This is a genomic window from Bifidobacterium longum subsp. infantis ATCC 15697 = JCM 1222 = DSM 20088, assembly GCF_000269965.1.
GTDB lineage: Bacteria > Actinomycetota > Actinomycetes > Actinomycetales > Bifidobacteriaceae > Bifidobacterium > Bifidobacterium infantis.
On sequence record NC_017219.1, the window covers coordinates 2,776,458 to 2,792,676 of the forward strand.

11 protein-coding genes are annotated in these 16,219 nt (G+C 59.9%); 5 read left to right on the plus strand and 6 right to left on the minus strand.

All coding sequences use genetic code 11. The annotated features are described in order from the left end of the window. The first annotated feature begins 81 nt into the window (after positions 1–81). Positions 82–2,151, plus strand: coding sequence for a cation:proton antiporter (locus BLIJ_RS12755; protein ID WP_012578677.1), 2,070 nt, complete (start codon positions 82–84; stop codon positions 2,149–2,151). A 72-nt stretch (positions 2,152–2,223) separates the two neighbouring features. On the opposite strand, the gene BLIJ_RS12760 is transcribed toward BLIJ_RS12755, so the two are convergent. Further along, positions 2,224–2,982, minus strand: coding sequence for an alpha/beta hydrolase (locus BLIJ_RS12760; protein ID WP_007056568.1), 759 nt, complete (start codon positions 2,980–2,982; stop codon positions 2,224–2,226). A gap of 118 nt (positions 2,983–3,100) precedes the next feature. Continuing rightward, positions 3,101–3,967 (minus strand): SAM-dependent methyltransferase, encoded by an 867-nt coding sequence (locus BLIJ_RS12765; RefSeq protein ID WP_012578678.1) that lies wholly within the window; start codon positions 3,965–3,967, stop codon positions 3,101–3,103. Positions 3,968–4,326: 359 nt separating this feature from the next. Between BLIJ_RS12765 and dcd the strand changes: the two genes are divergently transcribed. The 3 genes from dcd (at position 4,327) to BLIJ_RS12780 (ending at position 8,236) form a co-directional block, all read left to right on the plus strand. Beyond that, positions 4,327–4,908: a dCTP deaminase gene (dcd, locus tag BLIJ_RS12770; protein ID WP_007051821.1), complete on the plus strand. Its 582-nt coding sequence runs from the start codon at positions 4,327–4,329 to the stop codon at positions 4,906–4,908. Positions 4,909–4,970: 62 nt separating this feature from the next. Then, positions 4,971–6,587 (plus strand): FIVAR domain-containing protein, encoded by a 1,617-nt coding sequence (locus BLIJ_RS12775; protein ID WP_012578679.1) that lies wholly within the window; start codon positions 4,971–4,973, stop codon positions 6,585–6,587. A gap of 191 nt (positions 6,588–6,778) precedes the next feature. Next, positions 6,779–8,236, plus strand: coding sequence for a dicarboxylate/amino acid:cation symporter (locus tag BLIJ_RS12780; protein WP_012578680.1), 1,458 nt, complete (start codon positions 6,779–6,781; stop codon positions 8,234–8,236). Positions 8,237–8,436: 200 nt separating this feature from the next. Here the strand turns inward: BLIJ_RS12780 and BLIJ_RS12785 are convergent, their stop codons facing one another. Both BLIJ_RS12785 and BLIJ_RS12790 read right to left on the minus strand, forming a co-directional pair. Beyond that, positions 8,437–10,074 carry an endo-beta-N-acetylglucosaminidase gene (locus BLIJ_RS12785; RefSeq protein WP_012578681.1) on the minus strand — a complete coding sequence of 546 codons (1,638 nt, stop codon included), beginning with the start codon at positions 10,072–10,074 and terminating at the stop codon, positions 8,437–8,439. 358 nt (positions 10,075–10,432) lie between these two features. After that, positions 10,433–13,420: a cation-translocating P-type ATPase gene (locus BLIJ_RS12790; RefSeq protein ID WP_012578682.1), complete on the minus strand. Its 2,988-nt coding sequence runs from the start codon at positions 13,418–13,420 to the stop codon at positions 10,433–10,435. Positions 13,421–13,580: 160 nt separating this feature from the next. On the opposite strand from BLIJ_RS12790, the gene BLIJ_RS12795 reads away from it, so the two are divergent. Next, positions 13,581–13,796, plus strand: a complete 216-nt coding sequence (locus tag BLIJ_RS12795) for a substrate-binding domain-containing protein (RefSeq protein ID WP_003827807.1) — start codon at positions 13,581–13,583, stop codon at positions 13,794–13,796. On the opposite strand, the gene BLIJ_RS14865 is transcribed toward BLIJ_RS12795, so the two are convergent. Together BLIJ_RS14865 and nagE are read right to left on the minus strand one after the other, a co-directional pair. Beyond that, entirely contained in the window at positions 13,789–14,301 is a 513-nt protein-coding gene (locus BLIJ_RS14865; RefSeq protein WP_012578683.1) for a PTS sugar transporter subunit IIA, read from the minus strand. The two genes, BLIJ_RS12795 and BLIJ_RS14865, sit on opposite strands and share 8 nt — an antisense overlap. 108 nt (positions 14,302–14,409) lie before the next feature. Continuing rightward, the gene (nagE, locus tag BLIJ_RS12805) at positions 14,410–15,948 is read right to left on the minus strand and encodes an N-acetylglucosamine-specific PTS transporter subunit IIBC (protein WP_003827809.1); all 1,539 of its coding nucleotides are present in this window, start codon (positions 15,946–15,948) and stop codon (positions 14,410–14,412) included. Positions 15,949–16,219 lie beyond the last annotated feature (271 nt).

A 16,219-nucleotide genomic window follows, 5' to 3' on the forward strand; every position in this document is an offset into this window, starting at 1 on the left:
CATAATCGGCCGCAATCTTAACGTTTTTCTTCATGGTTCCCATATACTTTTGGTGGAGAAGAGATACGAGAAGGCGGCAACATGGCGGTATTTGAGCTCATCCTATGCATCATTGCGGCGGTGGTGGTGAGCTCGTTTGCCAGTCGCTTCGTGCCCAAAGTCTCCACGCCGCTGGTCCAGATTGTGCTGGGCGTGCTGGTTACGTATCTGCCGTTTTTCCCGGATGCAAAGCTCGACCCGGAACTGTTCATGGTGCTGTTTATCGCGCCATTGCTGTATTTGGAAGCCCACGAAATCGATAAGTCGGCGTTGCTGAAAACGCTGGATCTGAGCCTATCGCTGGCTATCGGACTGGCTATCGTCACGATGGCGGCGGTCGGATTCACTTTGCATGCCGTCTGGCCGTCCATCACCTTAGCCTCAGCCTTAGCACTCGGCGCGGCACTCGGCCCGACCGATGCGGTGGCCGTCAGCTCCCTCGGTAAAGAAGCCTCGCTGACGCAGCGTCAGCGCAGCGTGCTCAAAGGCGAGTCGTTGTTCAACGACGCCTCCGGCATTGTCGGCTTCCAGTTCGCACTGGCCGCCGCCTTCACCGGAGAATTCGCCGTGGGGCAGGCCGCCGGCGAATTCCTGATGTCCTTCTTCGGCGGCACCCTGTTCGGCCTGGTCATAGCGGCGGCCAACTGGCTGTTCGAAACCGTGCGGTCCCTGGGCTGGGAGACCACCACCACACGCATTCTGATGGAGCTGTTCCTGCCCTTCCTGCTGTATCTGGGCGCGGAGGAATTCAATGTGTCCGGCATTCTGTCGGTGGTGGCCGCTGGCCTGTTCATCCGATTCGACCGTACCGGCGTGGGGCCGAATGTGGCACGTACGAATATCGTTTCCACTTCAGTATGGGGTGTGCTGAGTTTCTCGCTCAACGGTGCGGTGTTCATTCTTCTGGGCATGCAGCTGCCACGCGCCATGAAAGCCAGCTGGTCCGACCCGTATATCAGCAACCTGAAACTCATCGGCATCATCCTGCTGGTGACGCTTGTGGTGATCGCACTGCGGTTCTTCTGGATAGTGGCCATGCTGCGCGTGGCGCGCGACGTGCATACACGGCGACGGCGCAAGATGACCCCCGAACGTTGGCGGTCCGCGACGGTCATGACCTTCGGCGGACCCAAAGGCACCATCACCCTGTCGCTGATGTTCACCATCCCGTATTATCTCGCCGGGGGCGCGCCGTTCCCCATGCGCAACGAGTTGATCTTCATCGCATCGGGCGTCATCGTCGTGACGCTGATGCTGGCCAATTTCCTGCTGCCTTTGCTTGCACCGAACCGTGGCAAGGATCCCAGCGCCGAGATGATTCCGGTGACCATCGATGTGTTACGCGCCACGGTGGAGGAACTGACCGGACGCATCACGCCAGAGAATCGCCGTGCGATTCTGATGGTAATCGACCAGTACACCAAGCGCATCGGGCGATTGCAGCAGCGCATCGGCGATACCGATCCTCAGGGATTCGAGCAATTGCAGATCGAAGCGCTGCATTGGGAAAAGGAATTCGTGCGCGACCGGCTTGCCGACACCAAGGCGCATCCAGCGGCGGATACGGCCACGCAAGAGCTGAACGTCGAAGCCTGCGAGCGCATGCTTGACCAGATTATGAATACGCTGCGTCACACTTCCACTGATCCTACTTCGGGGCATGCGGTATCGCAGATTCGCGGTCGCTTACGCATGTTCCAGCGGCAGATGAGCAACTACGCCAAACGCACGGTGTCCAAGATTCGCCATACCACGCCGTTGGTGAGCGAGGATCGGATTTTCGCGCGCACCCGCGAACTGCAGGTCGAGGCGATTCATCATGTTATCGGCCAGCTTATTGACGAGATGGGCCAGGATACGTACAACACCGAGCATTGTTCGGCGCTGTTGCTGGATTATCGTCGCGCTGCGGCTTCATTGCAGGCACGTCCGAATATGAGCGGCACTACGGAAACCATCACGCAGGTCGAGGACGTAAAGCGCGAGAGCTACGGCATCGAACTCGGTGTGATTCAGGACATGTACGAAGCCGGCGACATCAACCGAACCCAAGCCCGCTCCCTGAGGCGCAACATCTACGTTATGCAGGTCGATGCTGATTCCGGCATCTAGTTTCCTTGGCTCCCTTCTCTGAGGGGAGCCAAGTTGGGGATTGCTATTTCCGTTTCCAGTGATGGCGGCTGACTACAGCACGCCAGAAGTAATGTCGTTGTCAAGTAGCCACTGGCGCAAATCGGCGAACTCCTCAAGACTCACATTGTGATCCAGACCGTGGTAGCTCTTGGTCTTCAGCCACGTATGCTCTTCCAGCCAAGCGGCGGTGGCGAACAGTTCGTATTTCGGGATTACGCCATCGTTCTTGCCGTACGTATAGAACACGGGGATATCGTAATCAGCCAGGCGAGAGTCGGCGGGGGCCGTGCCGGGCACCTGACCGGGTGTATTGAAGCCGGACAGGGAGACGACGGCCCGGTACCGCTCGGGATTGATACGCAACAAATGCACGGCGACCAGCCCACCTTGTGAAAACCCAAGCGGCACCACGTCACGGTCGGCGGGAATGTTGTCGGCCACCCATCGGTCGACTGCTGTGGCGGCGGCATACGCGTCGTAGTCACGATCATCGCCGATAGGCAAGGCATCGTGGAACCACGCGTAGTTGCCGGGGTCGGGACTGCCCTCACGGGCCGGCGCGAGTGTCAGCGGCCCGCGCAATGCCACGAAGTCGTTATATGGAGCGATGAGGCGCATGATGTCCGCCATGTCTTCTTCGCTGGATCCCCATCCATGCAGGCACAGGAACAGCGGATGCGTGGCATGCTGGTCGAAGCCGCCGCGCGAGGTGACGCTGTGTTCCACGGTGAGTGGCTCGCCAAAACGTCCGGGTACAGTGGTGGATTCGCGGCCGATCAGGGGCTGGCTGGCATTCGCTTCTTTGCTCATACCAATCCAATATAGAGGTCTTGCGCGCTGTACGAAAAACGATGGACCATGATTTCAATCACATTGGGTAATCCGCGCCGACTCGCCTTGGGACTTTCCAAGGGATACCGGCAATCTATCAGGCGTTACCGCTGTTTGCGGCTGCGGTGTCTGCGGCTGCGGTGATTGTCTCAAGTTCGCCGCCCCACTGCTGCTGCAGTGCGGTCATCTTGCTGGCCTCGCCGAACACCATCCAACGTTTGCCGCTCAGCAATCGCCAATCACCTTTCGTTTGCTCATTATCAGCGTATTGGCTCAGCAGTTCGGAAATCTTGCTTTCGATAGGTGCCCGGCTGATGGCTGCGGACGATTCCGATTCAAAGGACACGAAGGCCACTCTCGGATCAGTGCACATCTGTACGGTGGTGATGCCTGGCAAACCGCCCGTATCAAGCCCCTGCCATCCTTCTTTGCACGCGCCGGCAGCTTGTTCTATGCCTTGCTCCATCTGTGCGGTATCTTCGACGGGTGCCTTGTCGTTCGACTGCTGAATCAGTCCTTCCGGGAACAATACGCCCATGGCCACGCCGATAACCAAGCAAACTATGGCGCACACCAGTGCGATGATGCCGCCCGCACCCACTCCCCCGTGAGTGGCGTACCGAGGCATGGTAGCTCGCGCAGCGATGACCAGAATCAGGGTGATGCCGATAAGCACCGCCGCCGTCAACGCAATGTATCGTCCTGGCACTGCCGTCATAAAGGAAATGGCGTAAGGCGCGATTTCATGAACCGCCGAGGTGGCCGATATCACGACGGCTAGCAGTCCGCTGACAACGGCAAGTCTGCGGCACAATATCGACGTTGGGCTGCTGGCTTTTGTAGCGGCGAATCGCCGGCCGGCATTCCGCCTGGATGGGCGTCGATTCTGTGCACGACGTGAGCTGCGCGAATCGTCATACTGACCATCGCCGAAGAAATCGTAGTCCTCATCGTTGCGGACCATCGGTGCCCCCTTCCTGCCGATTACACAGCTAGTGTACCGCTATGGCTTGGGAATGGCGGTCATTCGGGGGAATGATTCAGGGCACAAAAAAAGAACCCCGGCGGTTGCCCGCCGGGGAGAGAAAGGAGAGAGAAGAAGAAAGGGGATTCAATTGTCGGGAACTGCTGCGGCTCCTGATCAGCTTTCCGCTGACATCTTTTATATAACCACTGCTTTCTGGGTCTACCTCTAAGTTTCTCTGAAAAAAACCTGAGAATACTTGCGATTGATGGACCGCGGAAGCGTGAGGAGCCTCTCATGTTTCCGCCCAAGGCGCTAGACTTGAAGGCAGTATTTATTTGCCCAAGGAGTTTTTTCACATGCTGCTGTCCGACCGCGACATTCTCGCCGCACAGTCCGCAGGTCATATCTCACTTGATCCGTGGACCCCCGAAATGGTGCAGCCCGCTTCCATCGACGTGCGATTGGATCGGTACTTCCGTTTGTTCAATAACCACGCCTACACATATGTCGATCCGGCGGAAAACCAAGGCGCACTTACCGAACAGTTCGAGGTGGCTCCCGACGAACCGTGGATTTTGCACCCCGGCGAGTTCGCACTGGGTTCCACGTGGGAATACGTCAAGTTGGACCCGTCCATTGCCGCCCGCTTGGAAGGCAAGAGCTCACTGGGTCGATTGGGTATTCTGACCCATTCGACTGCGGGCTTCATTGACCCCGGTTTCGAGGGGCATATTACGCTTGAGCTGTCTAATGTGTCGACGCTGCCGGTCAAACTATGGCCTGGCATGAAGATCGGCCAGATGTGCTTCTTCCAGCTGAGCTCGCCCGCTGAGCACCCTTATGGCTCCAAGGGCACCGGCTCGCATTATCAGGGCCAGCGGGGTCCGACGCCGAGCCGTTCCTACGAGAATTTCTACCGCGCGCACATCGACGACTGAGCGTTGCGACGTACCATTCGGCCGGCGGATGCCGGCCATTTGCTTAATCCCAAGGAGATGTCATGACCAACAGCGATGGTGGGTTCCAGTTCGACTTCCAGCAGCACGAAAAGCCGGTCAGGCCAACGGTTCCTCCGATTCCCGGGCAAGAGACGGCAGCATATAGCACGGAACCCACGGCACAGGCCACACCGGCTCTGCAGTTCCCGCAGTCTGTGCAGTCTGTGCAGTCTGTGCAGCCGACGCAGTTTGCACAGCCCACACAGCCCGCACAGCCGACGCAGCCCATCGATCAGGCCATGACGCAACCGTTCTCGCCGCAATTCCCGGCTGCGGTTGCCGCACAAGCACCACAGCCGGCGGCAGCCACACAGCCAGCAGTATCCGAAACACCAATCGCCGCTGCGCCCGGCCAGCAGCAATACGTTTGGGATCAGGCGACGCAAAGCTTCCGCCCGGTGGAACCGACAGCGCCGGTGACACCAGCAGCACCAGCGGCACCGGCGACATCGCCTGTTTCGGCAGCTTCAAACGCCGCGACACAAGCGTTCCAGCCCAATCAGGCCGAGCAGCCTGCGGTAGATGCCGAGGCAACACAGGTGTTCCAACCTGATTCAGCTGCGGCCACACAGGCATATGGCGCATCATCCACCGTATCCGGTGAGACCGTTGCCATGCCTGCAACGCAAGTAGCGTCTGCCGATGATGCCGCAGCCACACAGGTGTTCCAACCGGCCGCCCTGGCCGCTTCGGCACAGGCTCAGCCTGCTGTGATGCCTCCCTCCATTCCGTTGGCTCAGGTCTCCGATGAGGACGATTCCGATGGCGCCGAGCCTCGTCACGGCGGTAGCGGCAAAAAGAACACCCTCAAAATCGTCGGCATTGCCGTAGCGGTAGTCGCCGTGATAGCGCTGGTTGTCGCCGGCCTGCTCTGGTGGCATTCCAACAGCAGTAAGGCGAGCCAAGCCGTGGCATTGGCCGAGTGCAAGGTAGCGGCCAAGCAGTACACGAATGCGCAGAAGAAGCTCACCACCGCCATATCCAATGGCCAAACCAGCGCGCAAACATCCACCAGCGATGTGGCCGATGCCAATACGCTCACCACGCTGAATCAGGCGTTGCAAGACGCCGGCAACCCGGCTGACACCGCCAAGTGCGATTCCAGCCTCAACGCCACTGAGTTGAAGTCTCACATTAAAGAGCTGCAGAATGATGCCAGCGACATGGCTGACAAGACGGATGCCATCAACAATGCGATCAAGGCCGTTAACACTTCAAAGGCGACGGCCGATACCGACACACTGAAATCGAACCTGAGCTCGGCTATTTCGCAGGCGCAAGGCACGCTAGATAATTCCGCGGGCAGTGTGGCCGATGAAAACACCCGCACCGCGCTGCAAAACACCATCACCGAGGCCAATACGGTGATGAACGGGACCAGTCCGTCCGAATCCGACGTCAACAATGCGATTTCTAAACTGCAGAAGGCCGAGTCCGACGTCACCGCCTCGATGCAGGCCAAGCAGCAGGCAGATGCCGCCAAGCAGGCCCAGGAGAAGGCCAAGCAGCAAGCCCGGCAGGAGGCGCAACAACAGGCCCAGAAGAAGCCCGGCGACAACGGGACCGACAACGACAACGGCAACGGGACCGACACCAACTCCCAACACACCGGCAACTAAAATCCACGCACGCCCCACATACGGCACCGCCCATGGAGGCGGAATGGCCCGAAGCGCCGCTCTGATAGGCGACTATAGGAAACGGCGATAACCACAGGGCGTTGCGTCAACGATGCGACGGATAGATTGATTCCAACATGAAACGGATCGTCCCGCACGGACACATCCTGATTTTCAGAGAAGGGAACATCATGTCCGACATCGCATACGACTGGCTCACTTTGGGTGCGGCCGCCGTCCTATTCGCCATCCTGTCATTCCTCAAACGCAAGAAGAACGCGGGATTCACCACACGGGTGCTGCTGGCAACGGCATTCGGCGTCGTTCTCGGCATCGCATGCAAAGGCCATACCGGGTACGTCGGCGCGGTGGGTTCCATCTGGTCCAGCGTGATCACCGCGCTGGTGGTGCCGCTGCTCGTGTTCAGCATCATCTCCAGCATCACCAACCTCGGAGAATCCATCCGATTGAAGAACATCGGCGTGAAGACCGTGTTCTTCCTGCTGCTCAACACCACCACCGCCTCACTGCTCACGCTGCTTCTGGCGCAAGCGTTCCAGTTGGGGCGCGGCTTCCACTACACCTTGTCCGGCGACTACACGCCACACGACGTTCCCGCGGTCCTCGACACCATCGTGAACCTGTTCCCGCGAAACCTCGCGGACAACTGGGTCAACAACCAGGTGGTGCCCATCGTGCTGTTCGCCATCCTGACCGCACTCGCCTACAACGCCGCCGCCTCCACGGACAAAGGCCGTTCCGCGGTCGCGCCGTTCAAGACCTTCATCGACGCGGGCAACGTGGTCTTCTCCAAAGCAACCCAAATCGTGGTCGGATACACCCCGTATGCGGTGCTCGCCCTCATCGCCGAAGCGGTGAGCGGCAGTGATGCGGCCACCCTGCTGCCGCTGGTGCTCGCCTTGGCCGTCGCCTACATCGCAATCGCCCTGCAGCTGTTCCTGGTGCAGCCGCTTGTGCTCGCGACCGTGACGAGACTGAACCCGATCCGATTCTTCAAGGCGTTCTTCCCCGCCGGAGTGGTCGCGTTCACGTCGGAGAGCAGCATCGGCACGATTCCCGTCACCGTTCGCCAGCTACGCAGCGCCGGCGTTCCGGGCGACATCGCCTCGTTCGTGGCCGGACTGGGCGCCAATCTCGGCATGCCCGGATGCGCCGGCGTGTGGCCGATGCTGCTGGCGGTGTTCGCCGTCCACGCTCAGGGACTGAACTACTCTCCCGCACAGTATCTGTTCCTCGTGGTGCTCACGCTCCTGGTCTCGATCGGAACCGTGGGCGTGCCCGGCACCGCCACCATCACCGCGACCTCGTTGTTCGCCGCCGCCGGCCTGCCGATTCCATTCATCGCCATCAGCCAGCCGATCAGCCAGATCGTGGATATGGGCCGCACCGCATTGAACGTCGCCGGCGCCGCCAACACCGCGGTGATCGTCGCGCAGACCGAACATCAACTGGATGCCGACCTGTATTACGGGCGTAAGGAGTATTCCGACGAACTCGACGTCGACGGGTCCGACGCCGGTCCGGCCCCCACGCCGACGACGGCACCGGCAGTGCCCCCGCGCCTGCCGAATGCGGTGCTTCTCGCCAGCGGAGGCGACGCCTGCTGCGGCATCAGACCCGGCAAGTGATTAGTATTCAAGATTTGTCGTGCCTCCTGTTCTGTGCCCTGCATGAACAGGCACAGAACAGGAGGCATGGTTTTTCATATTCACGGCATTGGCCGTACTTCCGTCCATTCGTGTACAAGATTTCGATGATGAACGACGATATGTCAACATCACAAGAACATCGCGGGGACGTCAGGATGAGCGAGACATCCCCGCGAAAATCAGGAGAGCTTACGTGATAGAGACAGAGCCACCCCTGCGATGGCAAGAGTCACGCCTACGGCAACGATAATATCCGTCGAGATGCCGGTCGCACTCAGTTGCTTCGGTTGGCCTTGCACTTTGTGATTGGTAACCTTGTCACGGTTGCCATTCTGATCGGTGGAATCTGGCGTCGGAACCGGCACGGTGGCATCAAGCGCCGCCTTCAATGCCTGCGACCACGCTGATACTTGGTCCGCTGTGTAGATCTTGCCGGTCAAACCATCGATGGCGGCATCACGTGCCATACGGAGTGCAGTTTTTGCATCCGATTCCGCCGTATCGGCACCAATGATCTCACTGGATTTATCAATCTGCTGTTGCAACACGGAGATGTCAATCCCTAATAATCCAGCTTCCAATGTCGGATCATATGTGTTGGAGAAACCTTCTCCGTAGTCACCACCAAGGACTGCTTTATTTGTCTCGTATAGGTTAGCGGCCTTCCCCACCATATCCCGCGCCTTATCCGCGGATGCGGCGTTGTCGTCAATCACCTGACGCAACGACATGCGATCAAGGTAATGGTTCGCTGCAGTCTTTGCCGTATCCAACGCCATGCCCTCGCTCTCCGCAATGGCGGTCTTGGTCCACAGCAAGTTGGACGGTACAATCCGACGCAGGTCTTCATCATAGTTGCGACCGTCTCGGTCGAGCGCGTAAACGAACATGCCGCCAAGATTATGCTCACGCACATATGACGCCACTTGATAGAAATGGCTTTCTTCATACGGCTCGGTGGCATCATACCAGCGATTGTTCATGTCCCCTTCTTCGGGGAACGTCAGGCCCGGCACAAACTCGTTGCCGATATAAGGCTGATAATCGGCGGCGGCCCTAGCGGTGCGATCGGAGGAAGAACCGTACTGCTGGTATGCCACGTAGTCAAAGCATTCCGCCACATTCTTGAACGGATTGAGATAAGATCCATTCGTGTCATAAAGGAACATCGTGGTATCCGGCTTGGCGGATTTGGGACCGATGTGTTTGGACAGTGCACGAATCACATTGTCGGAGATCTTCACATCGGCATCATTCGGGTGCGCCTCCATGTCGATATCCAGACCATCCAAGCCAACGGAGATCATGTATTTATCGATTACTTGCTTAGCATAGGCATCATAATCAGCTTCGGTCGCCTCGCTCTCGGTTTTGTTCTGCTCTTTCATGAAAGTACGAAAACCATTGACCGCCACGCCGGTGTAATCAATGCCCCGAACCAGCTTGATGCCACGCGAATGCAAGTACGGTGCATAATCAGATTTGAGCTTATCGTAGAACGGTTGCGCCTGTTCTTCCTGTCCCGATGGAACATAGCTGAATATATTGACCACGTCGACGCCGTACGGAATATCGTACATCGAAATCCAGTTATCGTCTGGAAGGTCGGTGTTGACACCCTTCATCGTGACATCACGCCACGCGCGGTAGTACACCATGAAATGGCGACCGGTCGATTGTATGGTTTCCTGTGTCGGAGAAACGGCGTCCGCATTCGCTACCGGTGCAAACGCGCATGTTGCGGCCATCGCTGCCGCTACGATGCCTGCGGTCATAGACGCCACATAACGCGGCATCATCTGTTTGATGAAAGTCATAGTTCCGCTTTCCTTACTGTTATGGTTTTAATCTTCCTCATCAATCGAGGAAAAGGCGACGCCCCGATGGCAGATCGGACCATCTTTGGCACCATTGCCGGTCGGAACTAAATCGCTTTAGTATAAGGATAGGCGCTGATCAAGACACTCTGAAACATCGGCATGTACATCTCCACGAATCCAAGCACAAGACCGCCAGAATACCCTACGAACGACCTCCCGAACAAGAACGGCATTGTCTATTTCAGTAAATCCAGCGAACCGCTACGCTATATTTAGCCAACCAAAACAACGGTGGGCCGGACTCACGCCCGACCCACCGTTGTTTGATTGCCCGACAATCAGGCCAATACGATGATCACCGCCTTGCCATCGCGCGTAGCACAATCTTGCGCAGCTCGGAGGCAATCAGCACGAACGCGGCCAGGCAGATGCACTCCACCCACGCCATCGGGCTCAGCGCCATGGTGCCGAACGGACCATTGAGGAACGGCACGTAAATCACCACGAGCTGCAGCGCCACGGACAAACCAATCGCACCCCATAGCCACTTGTTGGAGAACAATCCCACGAACGCGGACTGCAGATGCGAACGGGAGGCGAGCGCGTTGAACAGCTGGGCGAACACCAGAATCGTGAAGCCCATCGTACGGGCCTCGGTCATCTGCGCCTCATGGCCGATGGCCTCCACCGAACGATCGGTGAACAATCCGCCGGACAGATGCATGTCCATACCAATCAGCGTAACCACCGCCATAATGATGCCGACGAAGATGATGTCGCCCCACATCGAAGCATCGATCACACGATCCGTCATCTTGCGGGGCTTGCGGCCCATCACATCGTCGGTCTGAGGATCGACGCCCATGGCCAACGCCGGAGCGGCATCGGTCAGCAGGTTGATCCACAACAGCTGGGTGGCGAGCAACGGCACCGTGACACCCACGGTCTCCGGCTGGCGGATGCCGAGGAAGCCGGCAAACACCACGCCAAGAAACACGGTGAACACCTCGCCCACATTGGAGCTCAGCAGGTAGCGCAAGAACTTGCGGATGTTGTCGAAGATCACGCGACCCTCGCGTACGGCGGCCACGATCGTGGAGAAGTTGTCGTCCGCCAGAATCATCTTGGCACTCTGCTTGGTCACCTCGGTGCCGGTGATGCCCATGGCCACGCCGATATCCGCGGACTTGACAGCCGGAGCGTCGTTCACGCCGTCACCGGTCATGGCCACGATATTGCCTTGCCGCTGCAAGGATTCGACGATCCTGAGCTTATGCTCGGGCGCCACACGCGCATACACGGACACTTCGGACGTGGCCTTGTCGAACGCGGCCTCATCGGGTAGCTGGTCAAGCTGGTCGCCGGTCAGGGCCTGACCGTCCTTGGCGATGATGCCAAGGTCGGAGGCGATGCGGGCGGCGGTCAGCGGGTGGTCGCCGGTGATCATCACCGTGCGGATGCCGGCACGATGGGCCTCGGTCACGGAGTCGCGCACCTCAGTACGCGGCGGATCGATAATGCCGACCATGCCATTCCAGATGAGATCGGTTTCGATGGCTTCGGCCTGATCGGCGATGTCGGACACCTGGCCTGCAGCGTTGACGCTTACACCGGGCACATCAGCCAAAGAACTGGTTTCCAGCGGACGGCACGCCTCACCAAGCGTACGGTACGCCTCGGAGGAGAGACGTTCGACGGTGGCGAGAATCGACTGGCGATCGCCTTCGGTGAGTTTGCGGACCTGTCCGCCCACGCGGATACGCGAGCAGTAGCTCAACAGCACGTCCGGCGCACCCTTGGCGAACACGGTGAGATTGTCGGCATCGGCGCTGTCCTTGGCGATGATGGACATGCGCTTGCGCTCCGAAGTGAACGGGATCTCGCCCACGCGCGTGTATCGCGTGATCTTGCGATCGGCCTTGACTTTGCGGGCGGCCACGATAAGCGAGACTTCGGTGGGGTCGCCCACAATCTCCCAGCGGCCGTTCTCCTCGCGTAGTTCGCCGTCGTTCGCGAGCGTGCCGGCCACAAGCGTGGCGACGACCTCATCGGCCATGATCCGGGCCTGCTCGGACTCGGGATCGACGCCGCCGGCCAGTACCATACGCCCTTCGGGCGCGTAACCGGTGCCAGTGATCTGCACTTCGCCGGACGGGGTGACCACACGTTCCACGGTCATCTCGTTGCGGGTCAGCGTGCCGGTCTTATCCGAGCAGATCACGGAAGCGGAGCCCAGGGTTTCCACCGAATGCAGCTTCTTGACGATCGCGTTGTGGGCCGCCATGCGCTGCACGCCAAGCGCCAGCACCACGGTCAGAATGGCGGCCAAACCTTCCGGCACGGCGGCCACGGCAAGCGAAACGGCCAGCAGCAAGGAATCAATCACGTCATGGACGTCGTTGAAGCCTTCCAGCACGGCGAGCGCCACCAGCACCACGACGGCGATGACGCACACCGCAATGCCGAGGATCTTGGAGACGTAATCCATCTCCTTCTGCAACGGGGTTTTCTCGTCCTCTGTGGCGGAGAGCATGTCGGCGATCTTGCCGACCTGCGTATTCATACCGGTGCCGGTCACGATTGCGCGGCCGGTGCCTTGCGTCACGGAAGTGCCGTTGAAGATCATGTTGGCGCGGTCGCCCAGCGCCTTGGCCTCGGTGAGTGTGTCCGGCTTCTTGCCAACCGGCACGGATTCGCCGGTCAGTGAAGCCTCGGCGATGCGCAGGCTGGCCGCGTTGACCAGTCGGCCATCAGCGGAGACCGAATCGCCTTCCGCAAGGACGATGATGTCGCCGGGAACCACGTCGGCGGTGTTGATGCGCATGACCTTGCCATCGCGCAGCACCGAGGTCTGCGGGGCCGTCATTTGTGCGAGCGCTTCGACGGCCGCCTCGGCCTTGGCTTCTTGCATGTAGCCGAGCACAGCATTGACAATCAGGATCAAGATGATCACGATGGCGTCGAACGGAAGCGCCTCGCCGCCTTCCGCGCCGGGCTGCGCATTGGCTTTTTCGATGAACCAAGCGATCACCGAGATAATAGTGGCCGCGATCAGCAGGTAGACCAGCGGATCTTGGAATTGGGCCAGGAATTTCTTCCATTTCGGTACGGGCGGGGCGCTGGCGAGCTCGTTCGGGCCGAATTTGGCCAGTCGGCGCTTGGCTTCTTCCTCGCTCAGGCCGTGGGATGGGTCGACGTTCAGGGCTTTGGCCACGTCGTCGGCGCTGGTCAGACTTGGATCCGTATCCCCCAATAGCGCTTCCTGTGCGCGCACTTCTTCCGATTCCACGACCCCGTTCGTTGCGGTCGCGGACTTTGCGGATTGATCATTACGATCATCCATGGTGTTCTCCTTGGTATCGCCGCGGAGTAGTCAGCCTCGCGCCGGCACCGGGTTGTCTCTCCCGGGCGGCGCAGGACTGCGCGGTTATGGGCATCGACGCAATTGCAGCCGATGCGTACGATGCCATTATTCCATAACCCGGCGGCACACTGGTCAAGCCATGACGGGCGAGCTGGGCGCGGACATCGTCGAGCGGTACAACGACTCGCCCATCGCTGCGGCCGCGCTGCCCGCCCTGACCTCGGTGCGCCCGCCGTACGCGCGTATCGTCACCGAGGTCTTGCGTCTCATCGAAATCGGGCCCGGGAATCCCACGCACATCTCGTTGCCACCGGAACTCGTCGTGCGCGCCTCGAGCTCGAATCGGCTTATCTGACGGCGAGGGTGCCCACTTGCGCGCCGACGGCCACCGTACCGGAACCGGTAAGATCCAAAGCGGCGATGGTGGCCGGGTTGGTGAACACCACGATGACGTCGGTGGCTTTGCCCGCGGCCTTGACCGCATCGAGATCGACCTTCTCGATGGGATCGCCGGCTGAGACCGTCTGCCCGGCACTCACCAGCATCGTGAAAGGCGCGCCCTTGAGTTGCACGGTATCGACGCCGATATGCACCAACACCTCGACACCGCCCGGAGTGGTGATGCCCACGGCGTGTTTGGCGTCGGCCACGGTGGTCACCGTTCCGGAAACAGGGGCGACGACCAGCCCGGAGGACGGCACCACGCCGAACCCATCGCCCAGAATCTTGGCGGCGAACGTGTCGTCGGGCACTTTCTCGATGGACTCCCAGACACCATCGCATGGGGCGAGAACCGACATCGCTGCGGGGGCGGGCGCCACCTCATCGCTGTTGTGGAACAAACCGGAGAACAATCCCATAATGACTCCTTGAAAACCAATGATGGACGATAACGGACGACTGCGTGACGCCGATCATGTCGACGTCACGCAGCCCAGTCATCATGCCATGCGCCAGACTGCCAAGCGCTAGGCTTTATGCAGCTCTTCCATGGCATCGGCCACAGCCTGCACCTGCGTGCCGACCACAACCTGGACATTCCTGTCGTCGATGACCTTCACGCCGGGCACCAGCTTGCGGATGGCGTCCACATCCACCTTGGCGGTGTCCTTGACGCCCAGACGCAGACGGGTCACGCAGTTCTCAATGTCGACGATATTGGCCTTGCCACCAAGCAGCGCGTAGAGCTTCGCGGCCAGCGCGGCGTACTTGTCGCGGGAGACCGCGGCGGCCGGGGCGGCGCCGGTGTCGAGAATGCCCGCCACGGCGGCGGCGCCCTCATCGTCAACGCCATCGCCACGGCCCGGGGTCTTGAGGTCGAACTTCTTGATCATGAACGTGAACACGAAGTAGTAGATGACCGCAAAGACCAGGCCCTGCACGATAAGCATCCACGGCATATGCGCCTGCGGCACACGCAGCGAGAGGAACCAATCGATGAAGCCGGCGGAGAAGTTGAAGCCGGCGATCCACTGGAAGGATGCGGCGATGAACACCGACAGGGCGGTGAGCAGCGCGTGCACCACGTACAGCGGGAAGGCGGCGAACATGAAGGAGAACTCCAGGGGCTCGGTCACACCGGTGAGGAAGGCGGCCAGACCACCGGCGAGCATCAGGGAGCCGACGGTACGACGGTTCTCCGGCTTGGCGCAGCGGTAGATGGCAAACGCGCCCGCAGGCAAGCCGAACATCATGATCGGGAAGAAGCCGGCCTGGTACATGCCGGTGACGTACTCGCCCCACGGCTGGAATCCGCCGGTGGCCAGCACGGCCTTGGTGGTGCCGTTGAGACCGCCCACACCGTTCCAGAACTTGGTGATGTCATCAATGCCGGCAAGGTTGAACCAGAACACGTTGTTGAGGGCGTGGTGCAGACCCGTGGGGATGAGCAGACGGTTGAAGAAGGCGTAGATGCCGGCGCCGACCGCGCCCATGCCCATCAGGGACTCGCCGAAGGCGACCAGACCGTTGTAGACCAGCGGCCACACGAACAGCAGCACCAGGGAAATGACCGACATCAGCGCGGCGGTCAGGATCGGCACGCAGCGACGGCCGGAGAAGAAGGCCAGGAAGTCGGGCAACTTGGTCTTGCTGAAACGGTTGTACAGCGCACCGGACACGCAGCCGACCATGATGCCGAAGAACACGTTCTTGTTGCCGATGGCGCCAGGAGCAAAGGCGGCCGGCGGGTTCTCGGCGTCGAAGCCCAGGAACATGGAGGCCGAGCCCATGATCGTGGTGATGGTCATGAAACCGACCAGACCGGACAGGGCCGAGGCGCCGTCCTTGTCACGGGCCATGCCGACGGCCACGCCAACGGCGAACAGCAAGCCCAGATTGTCGAGGATCGCCGAACCCGTCTTGCACAGATAGGCGGCGATGACGTTGCCGCCACCCCAACCGCTCGGATCGATCCAATAGCCGATGCCCAGGAAGAGCGCCGCGGCGGGCAGGCAGGCGACGGGCAGCATCAGCGCGCGGCCTAGTCGCTGAATATAGGCTTTCATTTCTTTCTCCCTTCATGCGGGTTTTCCAGCGGTGGAGTACTTCTCTGTGCCCTGCTCCGCCGTCACGCGCCGACCCTCCATTGGACCGGCCGATATCCGGCGGGGCGAGTACCGCTTTCAACGGATAATAGTACGCCACAGACGTCATACGTCGCAACTCAGCGCACTGAAATCAAGACTCGGAGAACCGTGCGCGGATTTCGGAAACCTAATCGAACGTGCAAAGCGTCTGAGCCGCGGAATGCCGCCATTTTCGGTCATGTTCGTTTGT

What these genes read in the sequence shown, in the direction of transcription:
- BLIJ_RS12755 (WP_012578677.1), top strand. Translation starts at nt 82, where the DNA reads ATGGCGGTATTTGAGCTCATCCTATGCATCATTGCGGCGGTGGTGGTG.
- BLIJ_RS12760 (WP_007056568.1), bottom strand. Translation starts at nt 2,982, where the DNA reads ATGAGCAAAGAAGCGAATGCCAGCCAGCCCCTGATCGGCCGCGAATCC.
- BLIJ_RS12765 (WP_012578678.1), bottom strand. Translation starts at nt 3,967, where the DNA reads ATGGTCCGCAACGATGAGGACTACGATTTCTTCGGCGATGGTCAGTAT.
- dcd (WP_007051821.1), top strand. Translation starts at nt 4,327, where the DNA reads ATGCTGCTGTCCGACCGCGACATTCTCGCCGCACAGTCCGCAGGTCAT.
- BLIJ_RS12775 (WP_012578679.1), top strand. Translation starts at nt 4,971, where the DNA reads ATGACCAACAGCGATGGTGGGTTCCAGTTCGACTTCCAGCAGCACGAA.
- BLIJ_RS12780 (WP_012578680.1), top strand. Translation starts at nt 6,779, where the DNA reads ATGTCCGACATCGCATACGACTGGCTCACTTTGGGTGCGGCCGCCGTC.
- BLIJ_RS12785 (WP_012578681.1), bottom strand. Translation starts at nt 10,074, where the DNA reads ATGACTTTCATCAAACAGATGATGCCGCGTTATGTGGCGTCTATGACC.
- BLIJ_RS12790 (WP_012578682.1), bottom strand. Translation starts at nt 13,420, where the DNA reads ATGGATGATCGTAATGATCAATCCGCAAAGTCCGCGACCGCAACGAAC.
- BLIJ_RS12795 (WP_003827807.1), top strand. Translation starts at nt 13,581, where the DNA reads ATGACGGGCGAGCTGGGCGCGGACATCGTCGAGCGGTACAACGACTCG.
- BLIJ_RS14865 (WP_012578683.1), bottom strand. Translation starts at nt 14,301, where the DNA reads ATGGGATTGTTCTCCGGTTTGTTCCACAACAGCGATGAGGTGGCGCCC.
- nagE (WP_003827809.1), bottom strand. Translation starts at nt 15,948, where the DNA reads ATGAAAGCCTATATTCAGCGACTAGGCCGCGCGCTGATGCTGCCCGTC.